20 protein-coding genes and 1 tRNA gene are annotated in these 21428 nt (G+C 53.2%); 12 read left to right on the forward strand and 9 right to left on the reverse strand.

The genetic code is table 11. The annotated features are described in order from the left end of the window. Positions 1–93: 93 nt before the first annotated feature. Positions 94–1959: an SLC13 family permease gene (locus V3C20_RS04650; RefSeq protein WP_130084106.1), complete on the reverse strand. Its 1866-nt coding sequence runs from the start codon at positions 1957–1959 to the stop codon at positions 94–96. A 149-nt stretch (positions 1960–2108) separates the two neighbouring features. On the opposite strand from V3C20_RS04650, the gene V3C20_RS04655 reads away from it, so the two are divergent. After that, the gene (locus V3C20_RS04655) at positions 2109–2477 is read left to right on the forward strand and encodes a hypothetical protein (RefSeq protein ID WP_130084105.1); all 369 of its coding nucleotides are present in this window, start codon (positions 2109–2111) and stop codon (positions 2475–2477) included. A gap of 12 nt (positions 2478–2489) precedes the next feature. On the opposite strand, the gene V3C20_RS04660 is transcribed toward V3C20_RS04655, so the two are convergent. From V3C20_RS04660 to V3C20_RS04680, 5 genes are all read right to left on the reverse strand, one after another. Continuing rightward, positions 2490–2575, reverse strand: a tRNA-Tyr gene (locus tag V3C20_RS04660). A gap of 100 nt (positions 2576–2675) precedes the next feature. Further along, on the reverse strand, positions 2676–3161 hold the full coding sequence (locus V3C20_RS04665; protein WP_130084104.1) for a bifunctional nuclease domain-containing protein: 486 nt from the start codon (positions 3159–3161) through the stop codon (positions 2676–2678). A gap of 20 nt (positions 3162–3181) precedes the next feature. Next, positions 3182–3709 (reverse strand): gamma carbonic anhydrase family protein, encoded by a 528-nt coding sequence (locus V3C20_RS04670; protein WP_231863845.1) that lies wholly within the window; start codon positions 3707–3709, stop codon positions 3182–3184. A gap of 148 nt (positions 3710–3857) precedes the next feature. Further along, positions 3858–5492 carry a transglutaminase domain-containing protein gene (locus V3C20_RS04675; RefSeq protein ID WP_161981355.1) on the reverse strand — a complete coding sequence of 545 codons (1635 nt, stop codon included), beginning with the start codon at positions 5490–5492 and terminating at the stop codon, positions 3858–3860. A gap of 7 nt (positions 5493–5499) precedes the next feature. Then, positions 5500–6942 carry a beta-galactosidase gene (locus tag V3C20_RS04680; protein ID WP_130084102.1) on the reverse strand — a complete coding sequence of 481 codons (1443 nt, stop codon included), beginning with the start codon at positions 6940–6942 and terminating at the stop codon, positions 5500–5502. A 141-nt stretch (positions 6943–7083) separates the two neighbouring features. On the opposite strand from V3C20_RS04680, the gene gpmA reads away from it, so the two are divergent. The 4 genes from gpmA to V3C20_RS04700 all read left to right on the forward strand — a co-directional run bounded on the left by gpmA (position 7084) and on the right by V3C20_RS04700 (position 11499). Continuing rightward, the gene (gene gpmA, locus V3C20_RS04685; protein WP_130084101.1) at positions 7084–7848 is read left to right on the forward strand and encodes a 2,3-diphosphoglycerate-dependent phosphoglycerate mutase; all 765 of its coding nucleotides are present in this window, start codon (positions 7084–7086) and stop codon (positions 7846–7848) included. A 12-nt stretch (positions 7849–7860) separates the two neighbouring features. Next, positions 7861–8880 (forward strand): 2-hydroxyacid dehydrogenase, encoded by a 1020-nt coding sequence (locus tag V3C20_RS04690; protein ID WP_130084100.1) that lies wholly within the window; start codon positions 7861–7863, stop codon positions 8878–8880. A 114-nt stretch (positions 8881–8994) separates the two neighbouring features. Next, positions 8995–9927 (forward strand): hypothetical protein, encoded by a 933-nt coding sequence (locus V3C20_RS04695; RefSeq protein ID WP_130084099.1) that lies wholly within the window; start codon positions 8995–8997, stop codon positions 9925–9927. 162 nt (positions 9928–10089) lie between these two features. Then, positions 10090–11499, forward strand: coding sequence for a DHA2 family efflux MFS transporter permease subunit (locus V3C20_RS04700; RefSeq protein WP_130084098.1), 1410 nt, complete (start codon positions 10090–10092; stop codon positions 11497–11499). A 25-nt stretch (positions 11500–11524) separates the two neighbouring features. Here the strand turns inward: V3C20_RS04700 and V3C20_RS04705 are convergent, their stop codons facing one another. After that, positions 11525–11995 (reverse strand): acyl-CoA thioesterase, encoded by a 471-nt coding sequence (locus V3C20_RS04705; protein ID WP_130084097.1) that lies wholly within the window; start codon positions 11993–11995, stop codon positions 11525–11527. A 309-nt stretch (positions 11996–12304) separates the two neighbouring features. Here V3C20_RS04705 and V3C20_RS04710 point away from each other — a divergent pair, with 309 nt between their 5' ends. From V3C20_RS04710 to V3C20_RS04730, 5 genes are all read left to right on the forward strand, one after another. Next, on the forward strand, positions 12305–12496 hold the full coding sequence (locus tag V3C20_RS04710; RefSeq protein ID WP_330935428.1) for a hypothetical protein: 192 nt from the start codon (positions 12305–12307) through the stop codon (positions 12494–12496). 527 nt (positions 12497–13023) lie between these two features. Next, positions 13024–13593: a chromate transporter gene (locus tag V3C20_RS04715; protein WP_130084095.1), complete on the forward strand. Its 570-nt coding sequence runs from the start codon at positions 13024–13026 to the stop codon at positions 13591–13593. Further along, positions 13593–14156: a chromate transporter gene (locus V3C20_RS04720; protein ID WP_130084094.1), complete on the forward strand. Its 564-nt coding sequence runs from the start codon at positions 13593–13595 to the stop codon at positions 14154–14156. Before V3C20_RS04715 ends, V3C20_RS04720 begins: the two co-directional genes overlap by 1 nt. Before the next feature lie 367 nt (positions 14157–14523). After that, positions 14524–15423, forward strand: a complete 900-nt coding sequence (locus V3C20_RS04725) for an SDR family oxidoreductase (RefSeq protein ID WP_130084093.1) — start codon at positions 14524–14526, stop codon at positions 15421–15423. 413 nt (positions 15424–15836) lie between these two features. After that, entirely contained in the window at positions 15837–16988 is a 1152-nt protein-coding gene (locus V3C20_RS04730; protein WP_130084092.1) for an acyltransferase, read from the forward strand. Between the two features lie 90 nt (positions 16989–17078). Here the strand turns inward: V3C20_RS04730 and V3C20_RS04735 are convergent, their stop codons facing one another. Further along, positions 17079–18053: a hypothetical protein gene (locus tag V3C20_RS04735; protein WP_130084091.1), complete on the reverse strand. Its 975-nt coding sequence runs from the start codon at positions 18051–18053 to the stop codon at positions 17079–17081. Positions 18054–18460: 407 nt separating this feature from the next. Between V3C20_RS04735 and V3C20_RS04740 the strand changes: the two genes are divergently transcribed. Next, complete coding sequence (locus V3C20_RS04740) at positions 18461–19747, forward strand: tyrosine-type recombinase/integrase (protein ID WP_161981354.1); 1287 nt, start codon at positions 18461–18463, stop codon at positions 19745–19747. 27 nt (positions 19748–19774) lie between these two features. On the opposite strand, the gene V3C20_RS04745 is transcribed toward V3C20_RS04740, so the two are convergent. Beyond that, entirely contained in the window at positions 19775–20644 is an 870-nt protein-coding gene (locus V3C20_RS04745; RefSeq protein WP_130084089.1) for a hypothetical protein, read from the reverse strand. Between the two features lie 537 nt (positions 20645–21181). Here V3C20_RS04745 and V3C20_RS04750 point away from each other — a divergent pair. Continuing rightward, entirely contained in the window at positions 21182–21379 is a 198-nt protein-coding gene (locus V3C20_RS04750) for a hypothetical protein (RefSeq protein ID WP_130084088.1), read from the forward strand. The last annotated feature ends 49 nt before the right edge of the window (positions 21380–21428 follow it).

Here is a 21428-nt window from a genome sequence, read left to right on the forward strand (position 1 = left end):
CTACTCCTGTTTTACTCCCGGACCGCGGCCTTGTCTCTCTTTTTCTCGCAAAAAACGGAAAATCCCTGCCATACTTCTCCGTTCATGAACACCCTACGCCTTGCCGAACGGGAAAAACAGGGGAATTACGACGATCATCACCAGTCCCATGATCACCTGAAGCGGCACGCCAACCTTTACGTAATCCATGAACGTGTACTTTCCCACCGGCATCACCAGGGCATTGGGAGGCGTGGAAAAGGGAGATGCGAAACACATGCTGGTACCCACGGAAACCGCCAGCAGCAGCGGATAAGGGCTGATTCCCATGCTCACGGCGGACTGCACGGCAATGGGCGCCAGAAGCACCGCCGTAGCCGTATTGCTAATGAACATGGTCAGCAGGGACGCCGTGAAATAAATGCCGGCCAGCAGGGCCAGGGAACCAAACCCTCCCAGCCCCGCCACGAGACCATGGGAAATGGCTTCCGACGCCCCCGTTTTTTCCAGTGCCAGGGACATGGGCAGCATGGCAGCAATGAGCACGATGCTTTCCCAATTGATCGTCTTGTACGCTTCCTGCACGTTGCGCAGGCAGCCGCACAACACCATGAGGACGGCGGCAATTAGAACGGCGGCCACGGCCGGAACCCAATTGAATACCATGGCAACGATCATCAGGATCATGATTCCCGCGGCCAGGGGCGCCTTGTGCGTCAGCGTCACCTTGGAAGCCTCCGCCAGGGGCTGGCCCACCACCACCCATTCAAACGTTTTCTCGCTTAGACGCGCGATATCCGTCCACGTTCCCTGAATGAGAAGCGTATCCCCATATTGGAGCTTTACGTCCTTCAAATTGTGGAAAAGGTAATGATTATCCCGCTGGATGGCCAGAATGTTGACGCCGTACTTGGCACGGAGCCCGGAAGACTTGACCGGAGTATTGATCAAGTCGGAATTGCGCATCAGCAACATCTCCGCAATGCCGATTTCATCAAACTTCAACTTGCTCCTGAGTACGGAATCCGTATCTTCCGGCGTCTTCCGGTTGATCATCACGGCTCCGAAATCCCGGGCAAAACGGTCCACATCCTCAAACTCCCCCATCACGTAAATCACGTCCGCCTTCCTCACCCGCGTATCGGACCCCGCCATGGTCTGGCTGACCGTCTGCAGGAAGGAATGGCGGGCGGAGTGCCTGCGGCGCACCTCCACAATGTTCACATGGTAGCGGTCCGGAATATGCAGGTCGTGCAGGGGATGCTCCGTTAACTCGGAATCTTCCAGCACGCGCAGCCGGTACAGGTTGCCGATGATCTGGTATTCGTCTATCAACTGGCTCAGGGATTTTCCTTTGGCCTCGTATTGCGGTTCCTCGCCGCGTTCTCCCAAAAACTTCCTGCTCAGGGGAATCAGAACCAGAACGCCCGTGACGATGCACACGATGCCGATGGGAGTGAAAGAAAAAAAGCCCAGCCCTTCCAGCCCGGCTTCCTGAAGCTGGTTGTTCACCACGAGGTTGGGAGGCGTGCCGATCAGTGTCAGCATGCCCCCCATGCTGCTGGCGAATGCCATGGGCATCAGAAGGCGGCGGGTTTGAATCCCTCCGTCTGCCGCCAGACTCACAAGAATGGGCAGCATCAGCGCCACCGTGCCCGTATTACTGACAAACGCGCCTATCCCCGCCGTCACGAGCATTGTCAGCACCAGCAGGCGCAGTTCGCTTTTCCCGGCCATCTTCACAATCCTGCCGCCTATCATTTTGGCAAGTCCCGTCCTGAAAATGGCGCCGCCCACCACAAAAAGTCCCACCATCATCACGACGATGGAGTTGGAAAATCCGGAAAGCGCCTGCTCAGGGCCCAGGATTCCGAACACCATCAGGCACAACAGGGAGCACAAGGCGACAATATCCGAACGAATTCTCCCTTGGACAAACAGAATGGCCGAGACTCCCAGAATAATCAGTGTGGTCAACATATTAAATCAGTGCAGCAGTTGGAAAAGGGAGCCCTTTCTAACATATCCGTTCCCTCCTTGTCGACCAGCCCAGAAGTCATCCATGCGGCATACTCCTGGGCCTTCCGCCGGAATCGCAGCGGTTTTGCTGAAAAATCCGGCATTCCGGAATGTTTCACGGAGCAGCATTGCCAAACTTTTCCCTTTTAAAAGTAGCTGATTGTAAAATCACTAAGGACAATCGACATATCGGCGGATTCATGGCGGACGGCTTTAATGAGGTCGCTGCGATGAAAGCTTCGAATGCAGGGATCTCCGTGGATACCGCTGTGAACATCGCCAGGGAATCGGCAGATGTCATCCTGCTGGAAAAACCTGATGGTTTTGGAAAACGGCAACATTTGCCGCGGAAATCCTTGCTTCTGCCAGGGGGTATCTTCAAGAAGCCTCTTGAAGCCATCACCGCCGTGAAAGACGGGAAAAGAAGGAGAAGGAAGAAAAGGAAAGACCCTGCATTGTTACATTCATGCAAGGCTTGAAAAAAGAAAAAGTGGTGGGTAGAGAAGGATTCGAACCTTCGAAAGCGAATGCTAACAGATTTACAGTCTGCCCCCTTTGACCGCTCGGGAATCTACCCACTTGAAGTGATGTGGGCCGAATGTATAGACTTCCTCCGCGCTTGGCAAGTTTTTTTTCAGTTAAGCCGATTCCGGATGGAACAAAAACTCATGGCCTTCCTACAAATCAGCCACATATACCGGAGCACGGCTGTCCAGGGAGTCCGTCTCCAGTTGTTCAAGCTGAGGGAAAATATTTTCCATGCTCTCCCACACCGCGGGAATGATCTTGATTCCGGTCCCAAAGCGGGCGGCAATCATCAGGGCATCGGACGGACGGGAGTCCAGTTCCACCAGCTTCTCCATAACTTCATTGACGGCTTCCACCGCTACCCGGGCATAAAAGACTTCATCCTTGCGCCCGTTAATCAACACCAGCCTGACCCGGCACTCCATGGCGGAGAGCAGGTGCGCCAGCAGGGAGGAAGTGTCCGGCCTCGCCGGGCGTTCCCCCTTCAGCGCCTGTTCCAGGGCCATGCCGTCCGGCAGCTCCATGAAAATGACGCCTACCTTGCCGGTAAGCGGATCACGCAGGCATACCCCCGCGCCTGCCCGTGTATAGAGCAGCGCATAAGGTTCCACGGTAATCAGCTTTTCTTCCGGCATGGCAGGCAAAAGTTCGGAAATTAAAAACCGGGATTGATGACCCGCTCCGTATAGCGGGTAGCCACCTTTACGTATTTTTCCGCCCACTTGCGGTTGTTAGCCTGGGATTCCGGTCCCAAGTCCTTGACCACCTTGGCGGGAGAACCCAGCACCAGGGAATTGGGAGGAATAATCGTACCTTTGGTCACCAGGGAATTGGCGCCGACCACGGACCCGCGGCCGATGACCGCACCGTCCAGAATGGTGGACCCCATGCCGATGAGGCATTCGTCCTCCACCGTGCAGGCATGCAGAATCACTCCGTGGCCCACGGTCACGTAATTGCCCACATAGCAGCCGTAATCGTCCGCCAAGTGGATGCAGCTATTGTCCTGAATGTTGGAATAGTCTCCAATGACGATCTTGTTGATGTCTGCACGCAGGGTGGTATGGTACCAGATGCTGGCATGCTCTCCAATGGTGACATCGCCGATCAGGTCGGCGCTGTTCGCCACAAAAGCGGTATCCGCCACTTTGGGCCAGAAGTTCGCGTAAGGTTCTCTTGCCATATGGGACATGTATTAGTTGAAGATAAGACAGCATTCCAGCTTAAAAACGTTCATTCCCCGGATATGCCGCAACCTGGGGCAAGAGAGGACGGCCCTCCGTTCCCGGCGGAAACGGAAGGTGCCTTTCCCACTCCGGCAGCCATCCGGGTCAATGTTCCTCCCTGATGCCTTTCTTGCTGTTTTTCTCCCGCTTTTCAGCGTCCTTCCGCAGCAAGGCGGCCTTCTTTTCATTGCCGCCCTTCTCGTAATATCCGGCAATCTTTTTCTGGATGGAAACTTCCTTTTTCACCTTGAAATAGTCGTCGGACTTTGTCCGGATGTACCTGTTGTAGGAGGATTCCGCCTCCTTGGCCAGCTGGAGTACGGCAGCCTGGTCCTCCGAGACATAGCGGTAATACTGCCCCATCAGGGCTTCAAATACTTCCGCACGGACGGCATAGTCCTTCATGGACTTCCGGTAAAGGGCCGCCACAGCCGCCTTGTCCCCTTTTTTGATCAGGATATCCGCCTGCCGCTTGATAGCGGCGGAGGTCAGGTCGCTGCGGCCTTCATCCGTTTCCTTTTCCAGTTTCTTCAGATCGCGGGCCACATTGCGCTTGTTGGTGGCGGCATCGCGCTGGGGGAAAATGTACTCGTCCTCCACGCGCGCAGCCATGGCCAGATAATCCGGACGAGAGCGGAACTTCCGCTTGATCAGGGTGACCAGCCTGTCCCATTCCTCCAGCTTTGTCCCGCTTTCAGGCCGCGCCATTACTTCAATCAGCCGTTCCCAGCCCAGGGGGCTGCCCGGCGTGTTTTCCGTAGCGGCTTCCAGCATGACTCTGACGCAATCCGGTTTCTGCATTTCTTCAAACAGGTCCGCCAGGGAAAGGTAATCCAGCGTGGCGTCCAGCCTGGCACCGTTCACTTTCCTGTCCATTCCCTGCAGAAGAGTGGATTCATGTTTGGACTTGCGGTTGTGCGGATGGGAGAAATGGCCCGTATTGTATCCGTAGCCTCCGTAGGACTGCCAGGTATCGTCCGCCGTCAGCAGGTTCACCCAGGCATGCGGTCCGCGGTTGCCGTCGCCCGTAACATATGCGGAAGGGATGCCGTTGCATTTGGCCGTGTTAACAGCAAAATAAGCCTGGTCCATGCAGATGCCGCCTTCATCCAGGATTTCCTGGAAGGAGTAGGTATTGTACGGGTCTTTGCCAAGCGCGGCGCGGTCCATGCGGTAGCGGATCATGGAATAGGCGCCTCCCCATCCCTTGCGCGTCAGGCGCACCTTTTTGCGTGCCCAGTCCATTTCCGACCGCGGAAGGCGGACATCCACGATGAACAGCAACTCGGACGGACTCAGCTTGGTGATGTCCGTCAGCAGTTCATGCTTCTCGTCCATTTCCATGAAATATTCAAATACCTGTTCCAGCGTCAGGGGCGTCGTGGAAATATTGCCGGAAGAGGATGCCCGCAATTTGGACGGACTGGAGGCAATACCGGGATGCAGCATGGCGCATGCCAATGCCAGGGAGGAATATTTGCTGCGGGGCATGGCGGATGTTTTCATCCAGAATTCGGCCCATTTCCTCAGGATGCCGGCCCACTGTTCCTTGGGGGTCTGCTCCCGCGCCACCGTACGCAGAAAGAGCTTTACGGGATTGGATTTATCCGAAAAAAGCCATGGATAAAAATACCTGGGGGTGCTTTCCATGGTATGCTCCCGGATGGTGTCCGGCCCCACCTTGCTGATGAGCTGGTACAGCTCGTTGGCGCGCATGAGCATGGGGCTTTGCTGGTACATGGTTTCATCAAATTTGCCAGGAGGAAGGCATGTGGGTGCTTTTCTGCCCCAGCCGGCGGTCCAGCGTGCCGATGAGTTCTCCATTCAGGTAAACCTGCGCGTAATCGTTGGCATTGGACAATTTCAGCGCTTCGGAAGGCCCCGCCGGAACGGCGGTGCTGTAAATGGCCATGCCCTGATTCTGGTTCCACTGTTCAAAGTAGGGCGGCTGCGGGAATTTGGAACGGAACGGCCTGGGCAGGTTCTCCCACAATCCGGCATGCACCTGCGGAGTGAACTCCGGTATCTCCATGGAAGGAATGTCCGCGGGAGGCTCCGGAACGGCCGCCTCCGCCGGCAGCTTGGCCAGAATGATCTCCCTCATCCGGGTATAATATTCGTTCATGCGGCCGTGTTCATCCACAGGGGAGCCGTAATCGTAGCTGGTGAGGTCCGGCTGGTATTGCCCCGGCCCCCCGTTATTGGCTCCCGCCGTGAAGCCGAAGTTGGTGCCCCCGTGAAAAACGAAGAGGCTGAAAGAACGCCCCTTGTCCATGAACCAGCGCACGTGGTCGACAATTTCGGGAGTCGGATTCCAGTTGCCTTCCCCCCAGTGCCTCAGCCAGCCAGGATACGTTTCCGAGGAGAAGACGGGGACGCCCGGATTGCACTTGTTGGCAATCTTCCAATGCCCGTCGTTCAATCCGGGGTCCAGCCCCACGGCCACGCCGGGAAGCGTGACTCCCTTCAAGTAATGTTCCCCGGCGCCGTCGGACGTGTAAAACGGTCCAAATCCCTTCCGGGTCCAGAACGTCTTCAGCCATTCCATGTACTTGGGGTCCTTGCGCTGATAACTGCCGTATTCGTTCTCCAGCTGAGTCATCAGGATGGGGCCGCCATTTTTGGCCAGAAACGGCTCCGCCACCCTGGCCACAGCTTCCAGATACCGGGCCTGGGCCTTCATGAATTTGGCGTCTTCCGTTGTCCTCAGTTTGGCCTTGGGGTCTTTCAGCAGGTAATGAGGCAGTCCTCCCAGGTCCCATTCCCCGCAGACGTACGGCCCCGGGCGGAAAAGCACCCACATGCCTTCCTCCTGGCAAAGTTTGAGAAACGCGGCCAAATCCCGGTTGCCGGTCTTGAAATCAAAGCTGCCGTCCGGCTGCTCATGGTCATTCCAGAACACATAAAAGGCGATTGTGTTCAGACCCATGGCCTTGGCAGTCCGGATGCGGTGCCTCCAGTATTCCCTGGGGATCCGCTGGGGATGCATTTCCGCGCCGCGTATCTGGAACGGCTTGCCGTTCAGCATGAATTCCTGGTTATCCTCTCCGCCGAACTTGAAAACGGCAGGGGTTCCCCGCGTGGGAGCGGGTTTCCCCACATTCAGAACGGCTTCAGGACCTCCCCACGCCAGGGCGGCCATTCCGGCTATCAGAGCGACGGCTCCCATGCATCCATGTTGCTTCATCATTCCGGTTTGTTACCTTTTTTGAAGGCGGTTGCCAATTACATTTTCCCTTCCCGTACCGCTGGAGCAAACAAGTTCCGGAATAATGTCATACATTCTGTTTTTTGCACAAAAACCGGAAAAAGTTTGTCTAAACTAATCGAGATGAAAACAATTGTTCTTCTGCGCCATGGGGAAAGCACATGGAACCGGGAAAACAGGTTCACAGGATGGACGGATGTGGACCTGACGGAAAAAGGGGTGCAGGAAGCGTATTATGCGGGCGACCTGCTGAAAGACAAGGGAATGGCTTTTGACCAGGCCTATACGTCCTACCTCAAGCGCGCCGTCAAGACGCTGAACTGCGTTCTGGACCGCCTGAACCAGGACTGGCTGCCGGTTGCCAAAAGCTGGCGGCTGAATGAAAAGCATTACGGCATGCTCCAAGGCCTGAACAAAAGTGAAACGGCTAAAAAATACGGCGACGAACAAGTTCTGGTCTGGCGCCGCAGTTATGACGTGGCGCCTCCTCCCGTGGCGGAAGACGACATGAACAACCCCCGCTGGGACCCGCGCTACAGGGAAGTGCCGGACGACGAACTGCCGCGCACGGAATCCCTGAAATCCACCATTGAGCGCCTGATGCCCTATTGGGAAGGGACCATTTTGAACTCCCTGAAAACATTGGACAACATCCTCGTCGTAGCCCACGGCAATACGCTGCGCGGCATCATCAAGTACCTGAAGCATATTCCCGACGAAAAGCTCCTTTCCCTGAACCTGCCCACGGCCATTCCGTACGTATTCGAATTTGACGACTCGCTGAACCTGCAGAAAGACTATTTCCTGGGAGATCCGGATGAAGTCCGCAGGCGCATGGAAGCCGTCGCCAGCCAGGGGCAGGCGTCCGGAAATACCCCCGCCACCTAACCCATTCCCGACATGACCGACCATCCCTGCCGCATAGCATTCTTCGACGCCAAGTCCTATGACCGGGACTCCTTCAACCCGATCAACGAACGCGAATACCATTACGATATCCGTTATTTCAAGGGGCATCTGAATACGGACAGTGTGCCGCTCACCCGCGGGATGGATGTGGCCTGCATCTTCGTGAACGACACGGCGGGAGAGGAAGTCATCCGTGCATTGAAGGAAAACGGCGTCCGGCTGCTGGCCCTGCGCTGCGCCGGGTTCAACAACGTGGACCTGGAAGCGGCGGAGCGCTACGGACTGCCCGTCGTGCGCGTGCCGCGGTACTCGCCTTACGCCGTGGCGGAACACGCCGTGGCCCTGATGCTGGCGCTGAACCGCAAAATCCACCGCGCCTACTGGCGCACGAGAGATGGGAACTTTTCCCTGCACGGCCTGATGGGATTTGACATGCATGGAAAGACGGCGGGCATCATCGGCACGGGCCAGATCGCCAAAATACTTATCCGCATCCTCAAGGGATTTGGCATGAATATTCTGGCTTATGATCCGTACCCGGACAAACGCTTTGCCGAGGAAACCGGCATCACCTACACCACGCTGGACAACCTGTACACGCGGTCGGACATCATCTCCCTGCACTGTCCGCTCACGCCGGAGACGGAATACCTGATTAATGCCGACTCCATCGGGAAAATGAAGGACGGCGTCATGATCATCAATACGGGGCGCGGCAAGCTGATCCACACTGATATGCTCATAGACGGCCTGAAATCCAAAAAGGTGGGATCCGCCGGGCTGGACGTGTATGAGGAGGAAGGGGAATATTTTTACGAGGATAAATCCGACAAGATCATTGACGACGACACCCTTGCCCGCCTGCTCTCCTTCAACAACGTCATCCTGACCTCCCACCAGGGTTTTTTCACAAAGGAAGCCCTGCACAACATTGCGGAAGTCACCCTCCATAACATCCGGGAATTTCTGGAAGGGAAAACGCTGGAAAATCAGGTGATTCTCAGCCAGTAGCATAAAATTCCCCCCTCTGTCTGGATGTTTTCCGGCCGCTTGCGCGTTTCCGGCTCTTCCTCACGGGGGATTTTACGATTTAGTTAGGCATGGACTATTTCCCATTGACAACTAATGGCATTTAAAGGAGAAAAGGGATACTCCCCCCTACACGATGAAACTGTTTTTTATTCTAACCTCATCCCTTTTTCTCTGCCTCTGGGCGTCCAGGCTAAATTCCCGGTGGAAGGACTGATCAAGACGGCCAGTAGCGGAGCCATTCAGGGCAAAGCCATTCTGATGAAGGCGGAAAACGCGGAACTGGCCGGCAGCAAGCTGGAAAGAATAAACTCCAATAAATTCATTGCCGGCATGGCCAAAAAGGATTCCGGCGCCAGTTGGAAAATCAATGTCCCCAACGATGGGGAATACATTCTTGAAATCTGGTACGTTTTTCCTTGGACGGCAAGCGCTTCCGCACAATATGAACTGCAATGCGGTTCCTCCCCCTCCTTCGTGTGGAAAGTACCGACCAACGGCGGAGGCATCAATGACGGAAGCATTTACCATCCGGGGAGCATGAAGCTCACCAAGGGGAAACAAACCTTTACCATCAGGAAAAAAGGAAGGGACGGCATCTATGTCCGCTACATCCGCCTGATTCCGACAGACATTTTTCCGGTGGTGCAGCCGACGGCGGGAGGAAAAATCATCCTCACTCCGGAGAACTGCTTCATCTCCCACGCACAGGCCAAGGACCTCGGAAAATTCAATGTTTTGTCTCACTTCAGTTCCGTCAGCTGGGACATTGAGACGAAAAAGGGAGGCACGTACACGGTAACGACGGATTACGCCATAGCCGCGCCTGCCTCCACCCTTCTCAAGATAGGTTATTCCGTAAACGGCAACCTGGAGGAATTCACCTTCCCGGGAACGGGCGGCTGGACCAAATTTGCCAAATACTCTCCCGGCGCCATCACCCTGCTGCCGGGGAAATGCACGCTGACCGTGAAGGGAATAACGAGCGGCGCCGAAACAAAATCCATCTTGCTCGTTCCAGAAACCTGAACCAAGATTCCATTCCCCGGCCCATGAGACAAGGGCGCCGGCGTTCTGGGGAGACATGAACACCGCCTAACCCGGGGATGGCAAGGAAGTGTTCCGAAAAAGCCGGACAGACATCGGCCTTGCTCCCACCGGGAAGACGCCGGATACTGGCGGCCAGCATTCATGGAAAAACTGCCGACATCCTCCCGGTCCCTGCGCTACCTGCCTTTTCTGGTGGCATCGGCGTTCTTCATGCAGATGCTGGATGCCACCATCCTGAATACGGCCATTCCTACGATTGCGCGCAGCTTCCACACCCATCCGCTGCAGCTCCATTCCCTGGTCACCGCCTACATGCTGACGGTGTGCGTGCTGATACCGGCCTCCGGATGGGTCTCCGACAAATTGGGGTCGCGCCGCACCTTCCTCTTCGCCATCTCCCTGTTCACGTTCGGCTCCCTGCTCTGCGCCCTTTCCACCTCCGTCGCCATGATGACGGCCTGCCGTGTCGTCCAGGGCATCGGCGGGGCGTTCCTGATGCCTGTGGGGCGTCTGGTCATCCTGCGCTCCTACCCGCGCTCCATGTTCGTCAACGTCCTGAACATCGTGACCATCCCGGCGCTGCTGGGGCCCCTGCTCGGTCCCGTGCTGGGCGGCATCATCGTGCAGTACATCTCCTGGCACTGGATATTCCTGATCAACATTCCCGTGGGACTGGTGGGCCTGTGGGCCACGCGGAAGCTGATGCCGGACCTGAAGGCCGTCAAGGAACAGAAGTTCGACTGGCCGGGATTTCTGTTTTTCTCTGCTTCCGCTCTACTGATCACAATGAGCCTTTCCACGGAGGGAGGGTCCCCGGACAAGACCCGGATGGGGATTCTCCTGACGGCAGGGATTCTTTTCCAGACCGTGTACTGGGTGCTGGCGTTCCGGTCGGAAACGCCGCTTTTTAGCCCCTCCCTGTTCCGTATCCGAAACTTTGCCATCGGCATAGCCGGAAACATCGTCTGCCGCCTGGGCGGGAGCTGCCTGCCTTACCTGATCCCCCTCTTCTTCCAGGTGGTGCTGGGGTATTCCGCCCTTAAATCCGGCATGTCCCTGATTCCTTTGGCCGTGAGCAACCTTCTGGCAAAGACGGTGGCCCCGCGGCTGCTTGGAAAATTCGGCTATCGGAACATCATGGTCATCAATACTTTCACGATCGGGAGCCTGCTGGCGGCTTTCTATTTCATCGGTCCCGGCACTCGTGAATTCACCCTGCTGGCCATGCTCGCCCTGCTGGGAGCAGCCAACTCCATCCAGTTCACCTGCATGAATACCCTGACACTGATTGATCTGCCGAACGCGGACGCCAGCAGCGGGAATTCCCTGCTTTCCATGATCATGCAGTTGTCCATTGCCGTCAGCATCGCAGCGGCTTCCTTGCTGCTGGACTGTTTCGGCGGCCATGCCGCCACTTCCGGGCCTGCCGTGGAATCGGCCTTTCACGCCACGTTCGTCACCATCGGAACGATTGCGGCGGCAAGTTCCTTCATCTTCGCCCTGGTGGACAAGGACAAGGGCAAAACCCGCAAAAAGCGGAAAACCGCATGACGGTGAGCGGAACTTTTCCTTCCGTTCAGGAACAGGAAACCTCCCCGCCCGTTTCAAGGGAACAACACTGGGCAAACTGCGCGCGCGACTCTTCCAGGTCAATCGGCTTCTTGTCCGGTCCCAGGGCCACGTAAACGAGTTCGGCTTCCGTGATCTTGGCCACGTTGTTGCACAGCTTGGTCAGACGCTCCGCATACACCACCACCCTCACCGTCAGGGATGTACGCCCAACCCTGATGATGTCCGTGTAAAAGGAGACCACATCCCCCACCATCACGGGGGCTTCAAAAGTCAGGCTGCTGACGGCCCGCGTCACAATATAGCGGCTCAGCGCATAGCGCATGGCCGTGCTGGCGCCCGCAAGGTCCACCTGGCTCATTACCCAGCCTCCGAACACGTCGCCGTGCTGGTTGGTATCCGCCGGCATGGGTTCCACGCGCAGGGCGGGCATGCGCCCTTCCGGGAGTCTGTTCTCCTCGTATATGGTGTCTTTCATTTTAGGAATTATTATAATTAACAGAAAAATGCTCGTATATTCCCCTCCGGGTGTAAAGAGAAAAAGGAGAAAGCGGGCTTTCCCCCGCAAAAGATCGTTTTCGTAGAATAGGTTCGTCCGGTATTCACAGTCTTTTGGCCGCCATGGGAGATGTGACCGTATTGGTTTGCCGCGTGAAGTATTGCGTCTTATCGGGCTTTTTCCTGCAATGATCTTCTTCCGGAACTTGTCTCACCCTCATGCAACAGGACCACCAGCCCAAGACAAAGGAAGTGGACGGCAAGGAATACCCCGCTTCCGAATTCGCCTATGTGCCTGATCCGGAAAAAACCTTCCACTTGGAAGCTCCCGATTTTTGACGCCCACCATGTAGGGGGCGCCCTGGCCGCCATGACGAGCGACTACCGCGGCAATCCGGTGGAAATCCCGGAACGCGACCGGAAGGCCGTCATGGAAAAGATCATGGCGCGCAGGGACCAACTGGAAAAAGGCCGCCGTTGAAATCCGCGAAATGCGGGGACGGCGGATTTATCAGGAACGGTATCCGGTCCTGAAAAAACAGGGCCCGCCATGAATCGCGCCCGTCAGCACGGCGACGTCTGTTCTGCATATCGGAAATACAAGGGATTCGACCCGCCGCCATAGGCGACACACGCAGACACATATCCGTCACCAGGGGTCGGAATCCCGGAAATGCCGCCGGTTAGTGGGTGATTACGGCCATTCCGCTGCCCGTCAAACATGAAGTATTCCGGAACAGTCTGCTGGATGCCGGTAAAAGCAGGCAATTCCGGCGGTGGTTTTCCGGACCTCTCCATTTTATCTGCGGAGGCGGGCAATTCCCTCATTTTTTCTGTGAAATCGCATGCATTTTTCTTTCGGATGTGGTAACATGCCGTTACCATTGCACGGCGTATCGCAGAAACGGGCTTTCCGGTGTAAAGACATTTCCGGCAGCAGGAAAAAATGGAGGAAAACACCTCTTATGTATATCCCCGGCGGTACCCTGCACATTCCATTCAGGCAGCATGTCCGGAGAAAAAATAAAAATATGCCTCTGGCTCTTCTGGACCAATCTGTTCATCGGTGCGTTCACCTTTGGGGGCGGCTACATTGTGGTCCCGATGATCAGCAAATATTACGTCCGGAAAAAACATTTGTTCTCCAAGGAGGAATTGTTGTCCATGGCCGCCATCGCACAATCCACGCCCGGAGCGATCGCCGTCAATCTCTCCGCCCTGGCAGGCCACCGCACCGCAGGGCTTCCGGGCGTGCTTGCCAGTTGTCTGGGCGCCGTCATTCCCTCTCTGGTCATCCTGTCCGCCGTGGCGTCCTGGTATGAGGCATTCAGCTCCAGCACTGCGGTGGAAGCCGTCCTGCGGGGGATGCAGGCGGGCGTGGCAGCCCTCATCGTGGACATTGTGGTGGACATGTGGCGGATGATTCTCCGCAAAAAATCGGCCCTGCTGAACGCCATGGTACCGGGGGCCTTTGTAGCAAGCTTCGTCTTTCACCTCCATATAGCCGTTATTCTGGCCGTATGCTGCATCCTGAGCCTGTGGCACGTCCGAATAAAACAGGAAAGGAGATCCGGATAATGCAGATGCTCTGGCAGCTCTTCAGCGCTTTCCTTCAAATCGGAGCGTTCAGCATCGGCGGCGGGTATGCCGTTATCCCCATGATCCGTGACCAGGTGGTCATTCATCACGGCTGGATCACACAGAAGGTGTTTACCGACATCATCACGATCTCCCAGATGACGCCCGGCCCGCTGGCCATCAACACATCTACCTTCGTGGGATTGCAGATAGCGGGCATTCCCGGTGCCATGACGGCTACACTGGGCTGCGTCCTTCCCGGCGTGGCGGCGGCGCTGCTGCTGCACCTTTTTTTCCAAAGGCATCGGCGTTCCCTTTACATCTCCGGCATTCTGGAAGGGTTGAAAGCGGCTTCCGTAGGCCTGATCATGTCCGCGGGCGGAACCATCCTGATGCTGACCTTCTGCGGCACCTTTGACTGGCAATCCGTGGAAAGGGTGGACATTCCCAGCTTCATCCTGTTTGGAGCCGCTCTGTTTGCCCTGAGAAAATGGCGCGTTAACCCCATCCTGCTGATGACTCTGACGGGAGCGGCCGGATACCTTGTTTACGGGCTGCGCTGAATCTCCGTCAATCCGCTCCTTTCTCCAAGGAAAAGGCATGGCGGCGGAAAAAACAGGCGGCCTTCTTCCCGGCCTCCATAGCTGAAAATCTGCCCGGCGAATTTGTGCAGATCACGGAAAAGGTACGGTTGAGCCTGTAATCCCAACCAAGGCACAATATTGTTCAACTTGGCAAAATCCTTGAAATATCAATGACATGGAACGCTTAAACAGCGTTTTCAATTGAACGATCGTCCGTCTTTCAGGCCTCCACGCCTATGGGAATGCATGCAGGCGCAGCAAGCCCTGCGCAAGGTCCGGCATCAAATTTGCCTAGACCTTCCCCGGCCCGCGGTATTCCCTTCTGAACATCACGATTAATGGAAAAATGAGCAGCAAAGACATTCACGACATGCAGGACCCCCGTCATCAATTCTATGACGGGAAATATGAAAAACAACAGCAGGAAGCGCCCGGCCTGCAATCTGACATGACCCCCGTTCCCGATTCCGGTGAAAAGAGCTATAAAGGATGCAACCGGCTGGCCGGCAGGAAGGCGCTGGTAACCGGAGGAGATTCCGGCATCGGTCGGGCGGCCGCCATCGCCTACGCCCGGGAAGGTGCGGACATTGCCCTGAACTATCTGCCGGAAGAGCAGAGCGACGCGGAGGAAGTGGCCCGGCTGGTGGAAGCGGAAGGCCGCAATATCGTCCTTCTTCCGGGCGACCTCAGCGACGAGGAATTCTGCAAAAATCTTATTCACGATGCCCTGGAAAAGCTCGGCGGCCTGGACATCCTGGCCCTGGTGGCTGGCAAGCAGGTAGCGACCGAGGACATTCAGGACATCACCACGGAGCAGCTTGTCAAAACATTTGAAGTCAACGTTTTCTCGTTATTCTGGATTGCCAAGGCGGTCCTCCCCCACCTCAAGCCGGGAGCCAGCATCATCACCTGTTCTTCCATTCAGGCCTACCAGCCGGGCAAAAACCTGATTGACTACGCCTCCACCAAGGCGGCCATCATTGCCTTCAGCCGCGCCCTGGCCAAACAGGTGGCCTCCAAAGGCATCCGAGTCAACGTCGTGGCTCCCGGCCCCGTCTGGACACCCTTGCAGGTAACGGGAGGCCAGTTGCAGGAACACCTGCCGGAATTCGGCCAAAAGACGCCTCTGGAACGGGCGGGACAGCCCGTGGAATTGTCCGGCCTCTATGTCTTCCTGGCCTCCCAGGAATCAAGCTTCATCACGGCTGAAGTCTTCGGCGTCACCGGCGGCATGCATTTGGCCTGATGCGGATTCCTTGTCCGCAAAAAAATGCGGACTGCCGGATTTCCGTCGGCGCTGGGTATTTCCAGTATCCACGGATCATAAATCTCTACCGGTTTCCCTCTCCCAACAGGGGGAAGGGAAGCCTTTACTTCTTCAAAAACGGCGCAGGGAGGATAATGAAGCGTGCTTTCTTTCCCATTTCAAACGGCACGTTTCCCGAAGCTCCCGGACAGAAAGTATTCGTCGGCCCTGGAAGAACTTTCCCTGTCCATCCTCCGGAAAAGAAACCGTACAAAATCATCGCTTTTCTTTCTTTACTCTGGGGTATCAAAAAATATGATTGTGCCTTCGTACGTTTCCCCCGCCGACTCTCTCGCGGCGGCGGCAAGCCTTCTCCCTGTAAGAAAACAACCCCTGTTCACGTACTTCCGACCATGAGCACCTCTCTCTCCAACGACGCCTCCCTGCTGGCGCCCAAGCCCCATTACGCCATTCTTGACGGCCTCCGGGGAGTGGCGGCCGTCATGGTCGTGCTGTTCCACCTTTTTGAAGGAAGCCTGAGCGACCGGGAATTCCATACCGACCAAATCATCAACCACGGCTATCTTTGCGTGGACTTCTTCTTCATGCTTTCCGGCTTCGTCATCGGCTACGCCTACGATGACCGCTGGGGCAAAATGAGCCTGTGGGACTTCTGCAAGCGGCGCCTGGTCCGTTTGCAGCCCATGGTGGTGATGGGGATGCTCATCGGCGGCATCTTCTTCTACTTCCAGGACTCAGAAATCTATCCGGCCATGGCCTCCACGCCCATGTGGGAAATGCTGCTCGTGATGACCATCGGCTTTACGCTTCTTCCCGTTCCCACCTCCATGGACGTTCGCGGCTGGGCGGAAATGCATCCGCTGAACGGCCCGGCGTGGTCGCTCTTCTTTGAATACATTGCCAACATCCTGTACGCCACCGTCGTCAGAAGGTTTTCCAACACCTGGCTCTCCATCCTGGTCTTTCTGGCGGGCTGCGCCCTGATCCACCAATGCTTCAGCCAGGGCAACAACATCGGCGGCTGGACACTGGACCTGGAACAACTCCAAATCGGCGCGACAAGGCTGATCTTCCCGTTCTTCGGCGGCCTGCTCCTGTTCCGCCTGGGGAAACTCGCCAGCATCCGGAACGCCTTCTGGTGGTGCAGCCTGATGCTCGTCGCAGCCATCTCCATGCCCCATGTGGGAGGCGCGGAATACTTCCGCCTGAACGGCCTTTACGATGCCTTCTGCATCATCGTCATCTTTCCCCTGATCATCTTCATGGCCGCCAGCGGACACACGAAAGACCGCTTCTCCTCAAAAGCCTGCAAATTCCTGGGCGATATTTCCTACCCCCTCTACATCACCCACTATCCCATCGTTTACCTTTACACGGCGTGGCTCTACAACAACAAGGTCCCCCTCTCCCAGGCGCTTCCCGTCATCGCCGGCACGCTCATTATCTGCATAGCCCTGGCCTATGCCTGCCTGAAACTGTACGATGAACCCGTCCGCGACTGGCTGAAAAAACGCGTGCTGATGCGTACCTCCAACCAGAAGTGAAGAAAAAGGAGGAAGCTTTTTTGGTCATCATCAACCAAGAATCGGCACAAAAATATTATGTTGGTACAAGCTATCTGATATTTCCACGGATTAACAAAATACCTGCGAAAGTTTTTTGGCTTTCAGTAACTGATCTATAGCGGTATACCGAGGCGCTTGAAGTGCTAACCTTTTATTATTCGCATCCAGCGGTATAGGTTTTATTTTTTTCAAATTTTTCACATACAGCAAGTATTTATTTGTATCCTGATATTTTTCCATAGATACGATTTCAGCATAGCAGGTGATTGCTGATACAGGAGAAACCTGGTAAATAGCTATATATTTTAACCGATCTATCATGGATGCACTAATACGTATTGCATACCAACGATTATTGCCAAGAAATTCTTTTTCAAATCCTTCTTCTCTTGCAGGTACGACCACGGTATTCAATGTCTCAGGCTTAAGGATTTTACCTTTTTCTATGACGTCCCTCACCTCTGCATTAAATGGAGTAAATTGATGAATGTAATCATTTCTATATTTAAATGTTTTAAATTCAACAATATCCGTATTAAGAGTCAATTGGCCAAGAACATTTTCCAATTCTGGAGAAGAGTGATCAATAACAACGACAGCGTTCAACGGTTTTTCAAAAATAAGACTTTCAAGAAAAGCATCTATATTCCTGTATCCTGCACGAAGAAAACCTGCCTCAACACGTTCTCTCATGCTTTCGTCTTTCATTAAAGCATCAAGCAGAAATTCTTTTATTTTTCTGCCACTGGCCTTATATGAAATAGCAAACTTTAAAAGCTGAGAACCGATGTGTTTATAAGGATCATGGCTGGATAATTCATTTTCAATAATGTGTAGCCTGGGTTCAACCTCAAGAGAAAAATCTATCAAGTATCCATCCGGAATTGTGATGATGCTTTCGCCGATTTGTTTCTTAATATCAATATAGATACTGTTCTCTCCAAAAATATGAGGCGCTTGTTCAATGACAGCCGATTCAAAATCTTTTTCCAGCAGATACTCGTGACAAACGTATAACTTGTTATTGTACAAAAGTTTTTCCATATTTTATAGTATTCTGGCGATTTTACTTTATAGGGAGCTCCCGGAATTTGCCAGTATAATCATTGGAGCACTATATTATCAAACTCTTAACAATTACTTCCCCATATGGGAAAATAGCCTTAAAAAGGGTTCCTGCCTATTCTTCCAGAATAGCTAGAAATTCCTGATAATCTCTGTAAATGTAAAACCATTCCGGCATCAGATTTTCTATTCCTGCCAAAAGAAAAGCCCTGCAAGCTTTTGGCTTGCAGGGCTTATTAATGGCTCCCCCGGTTGGGCTCGAACCAACGACCTAGTGATTAACAGTCATTCCGAATCGCTTATTCCATAAGAATTTATTGCCAATGGTCAGAAAAAAGTCAGAAAAAGAGATTCCTCTATGATCCGTTTTTAGTACTGTAATGAGCATGGGAAAGGTCTCGTCATACAAAACAGGTGACATTGCACAGGATATCTATGAGCGAGTAAAAATCCAGATTCCGGGCATTTACATCCTCCATCAACCCAAAAGGAAGAGCCCATGGTATATCCAGATCAAACGGGATTTTCCTGCCGGGGTGAAGAAGAATCATTTTTATCGTACTGTGGATGAAGCCATTGAAGCATATAATCGATTCGCAGATATCGTCGTCAGGCAAGAAGCAGAATTTTTGCTGACTCCAACAGAGAGACAAGCAATTCGCCTTTGGCGCAGACACCGGGAGAAGCGCATGCAGGAAGGTAAGAAATCACAAACGCTGGAGGAGGCTATTCGATACGCTATGGATGCGGAACATAAACAGGATATAGCCCGACGAACGATTGAAGACCTGTTCCACGAATATAGCCTTTATAAAGAAAAAGAAGCTGAAACCAAAAAGGGCGATACCGCCGTCAAGCAATGTCGGCGCAACCTGGCCGATACGAAAAGGATGTTGGATTTATCCGATGCTATTTACATTGATGAACTTGGTTCCGTAGAGGTTCTTGAAGAAGTCGAATCTCTCCTGCGTGATACTGTGGTTGGCAGAGATGGAGGCCTCCCGTCTCAAACAACCATCAAACATTACAGAACGGCCCTGAATACATTTCTGAATTGGTGCGAAAAGCGGGCCTATATCACGAGGAATCCGATAGCCTTGCTTCCCCCTATTCAGGCTGAAGAGCCTACCCGGGAATCCTATGCCCCACAAGAACTCTTATCCTTGCTTCACACAGCCATCGGTGTATGTCCCAAAGCTATTCCCTGGTTGATAACGGCAGCATTTATGGGAGTTCGCCCTAGAGAGTTGACTCGTTTGACATGGAGAGAAATAGGGCAAGCCCTTGGAAACGGTTTCCTGAAAATAGAGCATGTTAAATCAAAGACCGGCCAAGACCGGCTTATCCCCGTTGATGAAGCATTCCGTGCCTGGATGACATGGTGGCTTCAGAAAAAAGGCAAACAATCGGGCTACCTGCTGGCGGGGGATACGAGAGAGCAACGGGAATGGAATCAAGGCCGGGATATCATGGCGTTAAAAGAAGCAGGCATTGAATGGAAAAAAGATGGGCTACGGCATTCTTACGGGACCTACATGTGTGCCATTGAACCGAATACTTCAGTTGTTGCCAAAGCCATGGGCAACAGCGTGGAGATTTTGCTTAAGCACTATGTCCAAGCGAGAACAGACAAGGAGGGAGAAGGCTATTTTGCTATCCGACCCAACCTGTAATTTGCCTGAAATGAGTCAGATGATATATTAGTTTTTTCTACTAGACTTCTTTTTATGTCTTTTATCTCGTCTCAAGGAATATTTGTCTTTTTTTGAATACTTAGAATCAGATTCCAACCAGTCCAATCCCCATCTATGAAGTAAATCTCGGACTTTATGGCTTCTTTTTTCTGGAAAAAGAGTCCAAAAAGCACTGTGCTTTTCAACAATAGTTCTTACATGACTTATTTCATTTGCGGGAGTCGAATAGGGTTGATTGGATCTTGCATACGGATATCGCTTAAGCCATAACTCAACGAACATTTTCTTCGTTAGACGTTTAGTGCCTGCTAATATTTCCTGAAAGTGCGTATACAATAGTTCTGTAAGAACACATCTTATTGCATGCCATTCCGCCTGATACCGTTCTTTGTTAGAAGGATTCTCAGAATCTTTAAGTGGCAATAAAGCCAATTTGTAAGTTGCTTGGTCTGGACAACCAACTTCTATTGGAATCTCATCATTATAGTCAGAATCGTCAAGGTTAGAACAAGCCCAAAGTCTCAGTTGCTTAATCTTATTCTGCGGTATTTTGGCCAAAGAATTACATTTGTTTTGTAAATCAGCAAGAAAATCTACTTGTTCTTGAATATCAGAAGTATCATTCCAACTGCCAGTTGAAACAAATCGCCTTGCTGCATCTTTTTTCTGTATGTCTGGCATATCTAATAATGACTTGCCTATAGATAAAAGTAGCCCACATTGCTCAGCGACCTGACAGAAATTCCCTTTTTTAAGATCCTCTGCAAACGAGGAATAGGCAAGGCTTTGTTTGTCTAATAACAAAGAATCGACAGGAAGATCTTCCTCTTGCGATAAAAGATTTTCGTAGTTGGTTATACCCTCTAAATAAGTCATGAGTAGAAGTTCCCTAACGATAGGGAAAATTTGTCCATTCTTATCAAATAATGCCTCTGTATCGTTCCCCTTATTTCGGTCTACTAGTTGCCTAGAAATATAGAATTCTCGAATCTTGGCAGGTGGCGGGCTAAAAAAAACAGATAAAAGTTGTACCTCCCCATCTTCAGGGGGAGGAGGCTGGTGGTAGGAACATAAAATCCTAGTTCCGCCCGTTCCGCCCAGCTCACATCTCCTGTTAGGCCATGGAATGAAGCACCTCCTGCTATCAGAGTTCATGGATATCACTTTCATCTATGATCAGCAGATGGGCAATATTTTTTATCACTATTTCCATGTTAACGCAAGTTGTTCATTATTAAATTACTATGGAATACATCATTCTACGTGCTCCTCCAACACTTAATACAGGTTTCCGGATAACCGAGAAACCGGTAAACCATCCTTGTCCCCCGCAGGAAATAACCGGGAAGACAATATCAACAATCAACTCCGACAAAGAAGATGAGGAATGAAGAAGGAAACAAACATCGAGATATGGACGGCATTGCCCATATCATGGATAGGGCCGAACTGGCTCAACACTTGAAGATCTCGACCAAGAAGGTAGACGAACTCGTAAAATGCGGACTTCCCTACTTTTTGGTCCAGAACAACCGCCGTGGTGGAATCAAAAGGTTCCGCCTTTTGGATGTCCACGCATGGCTTGACCGCCAAACCGAATTGGCAAAATAAGAAACCCCGCCCGCGCATGCTGCAATCAGGCGGAGTTCCAAGGATGGGT

This window comes from Akkermansia sp. RCC_12PD (assembly GCF_036417355.1).
Taxonomy (GTDB): Bacteria; Verrucomicrobiota; Verrucomicrobiia; order Verrucomicrobiales; family Akkermansiaceae; genus Akkermansia.

Coding starts and splice junctions, on each gene's coding strand:
- V3C20_RS04695 (WP_130084099.1), top strand. CDS start 8,995: ATGGCATTTAAAGGAGAAAAGGGATACTCCCCCCTACACGATGAAACT.
- V3C20_RS04750 (WP_130084088.1), top strand. CDS start 21,182: ATGGACGGCATTGCCCATATCATGGATAGGGCCGAACTGGCTCAACAC.
- V3C20_RS04720 (WP_130084094.1), top strand. CDS start 13,593: ATGCAGATGCTCTGGCAGCTCTTCAGCGCTTTCCTTCAAATCGGAGCG.
- V3C20_RS04730 (WP_130084092.1), top strand. CDS start 15,837: ATGAGCACCTCTCTCTCCAACGACGCCTCCCTGCTGGCGCCCAAGCCC.
- V3C20_RS04705 (WP_130084097.1), bottom strand. CDS start 11,995: ATGAAAGACACCATATACGAGGAGAACAGACTCCCGGAAGGGCGCATG.
- V3C20_RS04650 (WP_130084106.1), bottom strand. CDS start 1,959: ATGTTGACCACACTGATTATTCTGGGAGTCTCGGCCATTCTGTTTGTC.
- V3C20_RS04680 (WP_130084102.1), bottom strand. CDS start 6,942: ATGATGAAGCAACATGGATGCATGGGAGCCGTCGCTCTGATAGCCGGA.
- V3C20_RS04700 (WP_130084098.1), top strand. CDS start 10,090: ATGGAAAAACTGCCGACATCCTCCCGGTCCCTGCGCTACCTGCCTTTT.
- V3C20_RS04725 (WP_130084093.1), top strand. CDS start 14,524: ATGAGCAGCAAAGACATTCACGACATGCAGGACCCCCGTCATCAATTC.
- V3C20_RS04670 (WP_231863845.1), bottom strand. CDS start 3,709: ATGGCAAGAGAACCTTACGCGAACTTCTGGCCCAAAGTGGCGGATACC.
- V3C20_RS04665 (WP_130084104.1), bottom strand. CDS start 3,161: ATGCCGGAAGAAAAGCTGATTACCGTGGAACCTTATGCGCTGCTCTAT.
- V3C20_RS04735 (WP_130084091.1), bottom strand. CDS start 18,053: ATGGAAAAACTTTTGTACAATAACAAGTTATACGTTTGTCACGAGTAT.
- V3C20_RS04675 (WP_161981355.1), bottom strand. CDS start 5,492: ATGTACCAGCAAAGCCCCATGCTCATGCGCGCCAACGAGCTGTACCAG.
- V3C20_RS04715 (WP_130084095.1), top strand. CDS start 13,024: ATGTCCGGAGAAAAAATAAAAATATGCCTCTGGCTCTTCTGGACCAAT.
- V3C20_RS04710 (WP_330935428.1), top strand. CDS start 12,305: ATGTGCCTGATCCGGAAAAAACCTTCCACTTGGAAGCTCCCGATTTTT.
- V3C20_RS04740 (WP_161981354.1), top strand. CDS start 18,461: ATGGGAAAGGTCTCGTCATACAAAACAGGTGACATTGCACAGGATATC.
- V3C20_RS04745 (WP_130084089.1), bottom strand. CDS start 20,644: ATGACTTATTTAGAGGGTATAACCAACTACGAAAATCTTTTATCGCAA.
- gpmA (WP_130084101.1), top strand. CDS start 7,084: ATGAAAACAATTGTTCTTCTGCGCCATGGGGAAAGCACATGGAACCGG.
- V3C20_RS04690 (WP_130084100.1), top strand. CDS start 7,861: ATGACCGACCATCCCTGCCGCATAGCATTCTTCGACGCCAAGTCCTAT.
- V3C20_RS04655 (WP_130084105.1), top strand. CDS start 2,109: ATGTTTCACGGAGCAGCATTGCCAAACTTTTCCCTTTTAAAAGTAGCT.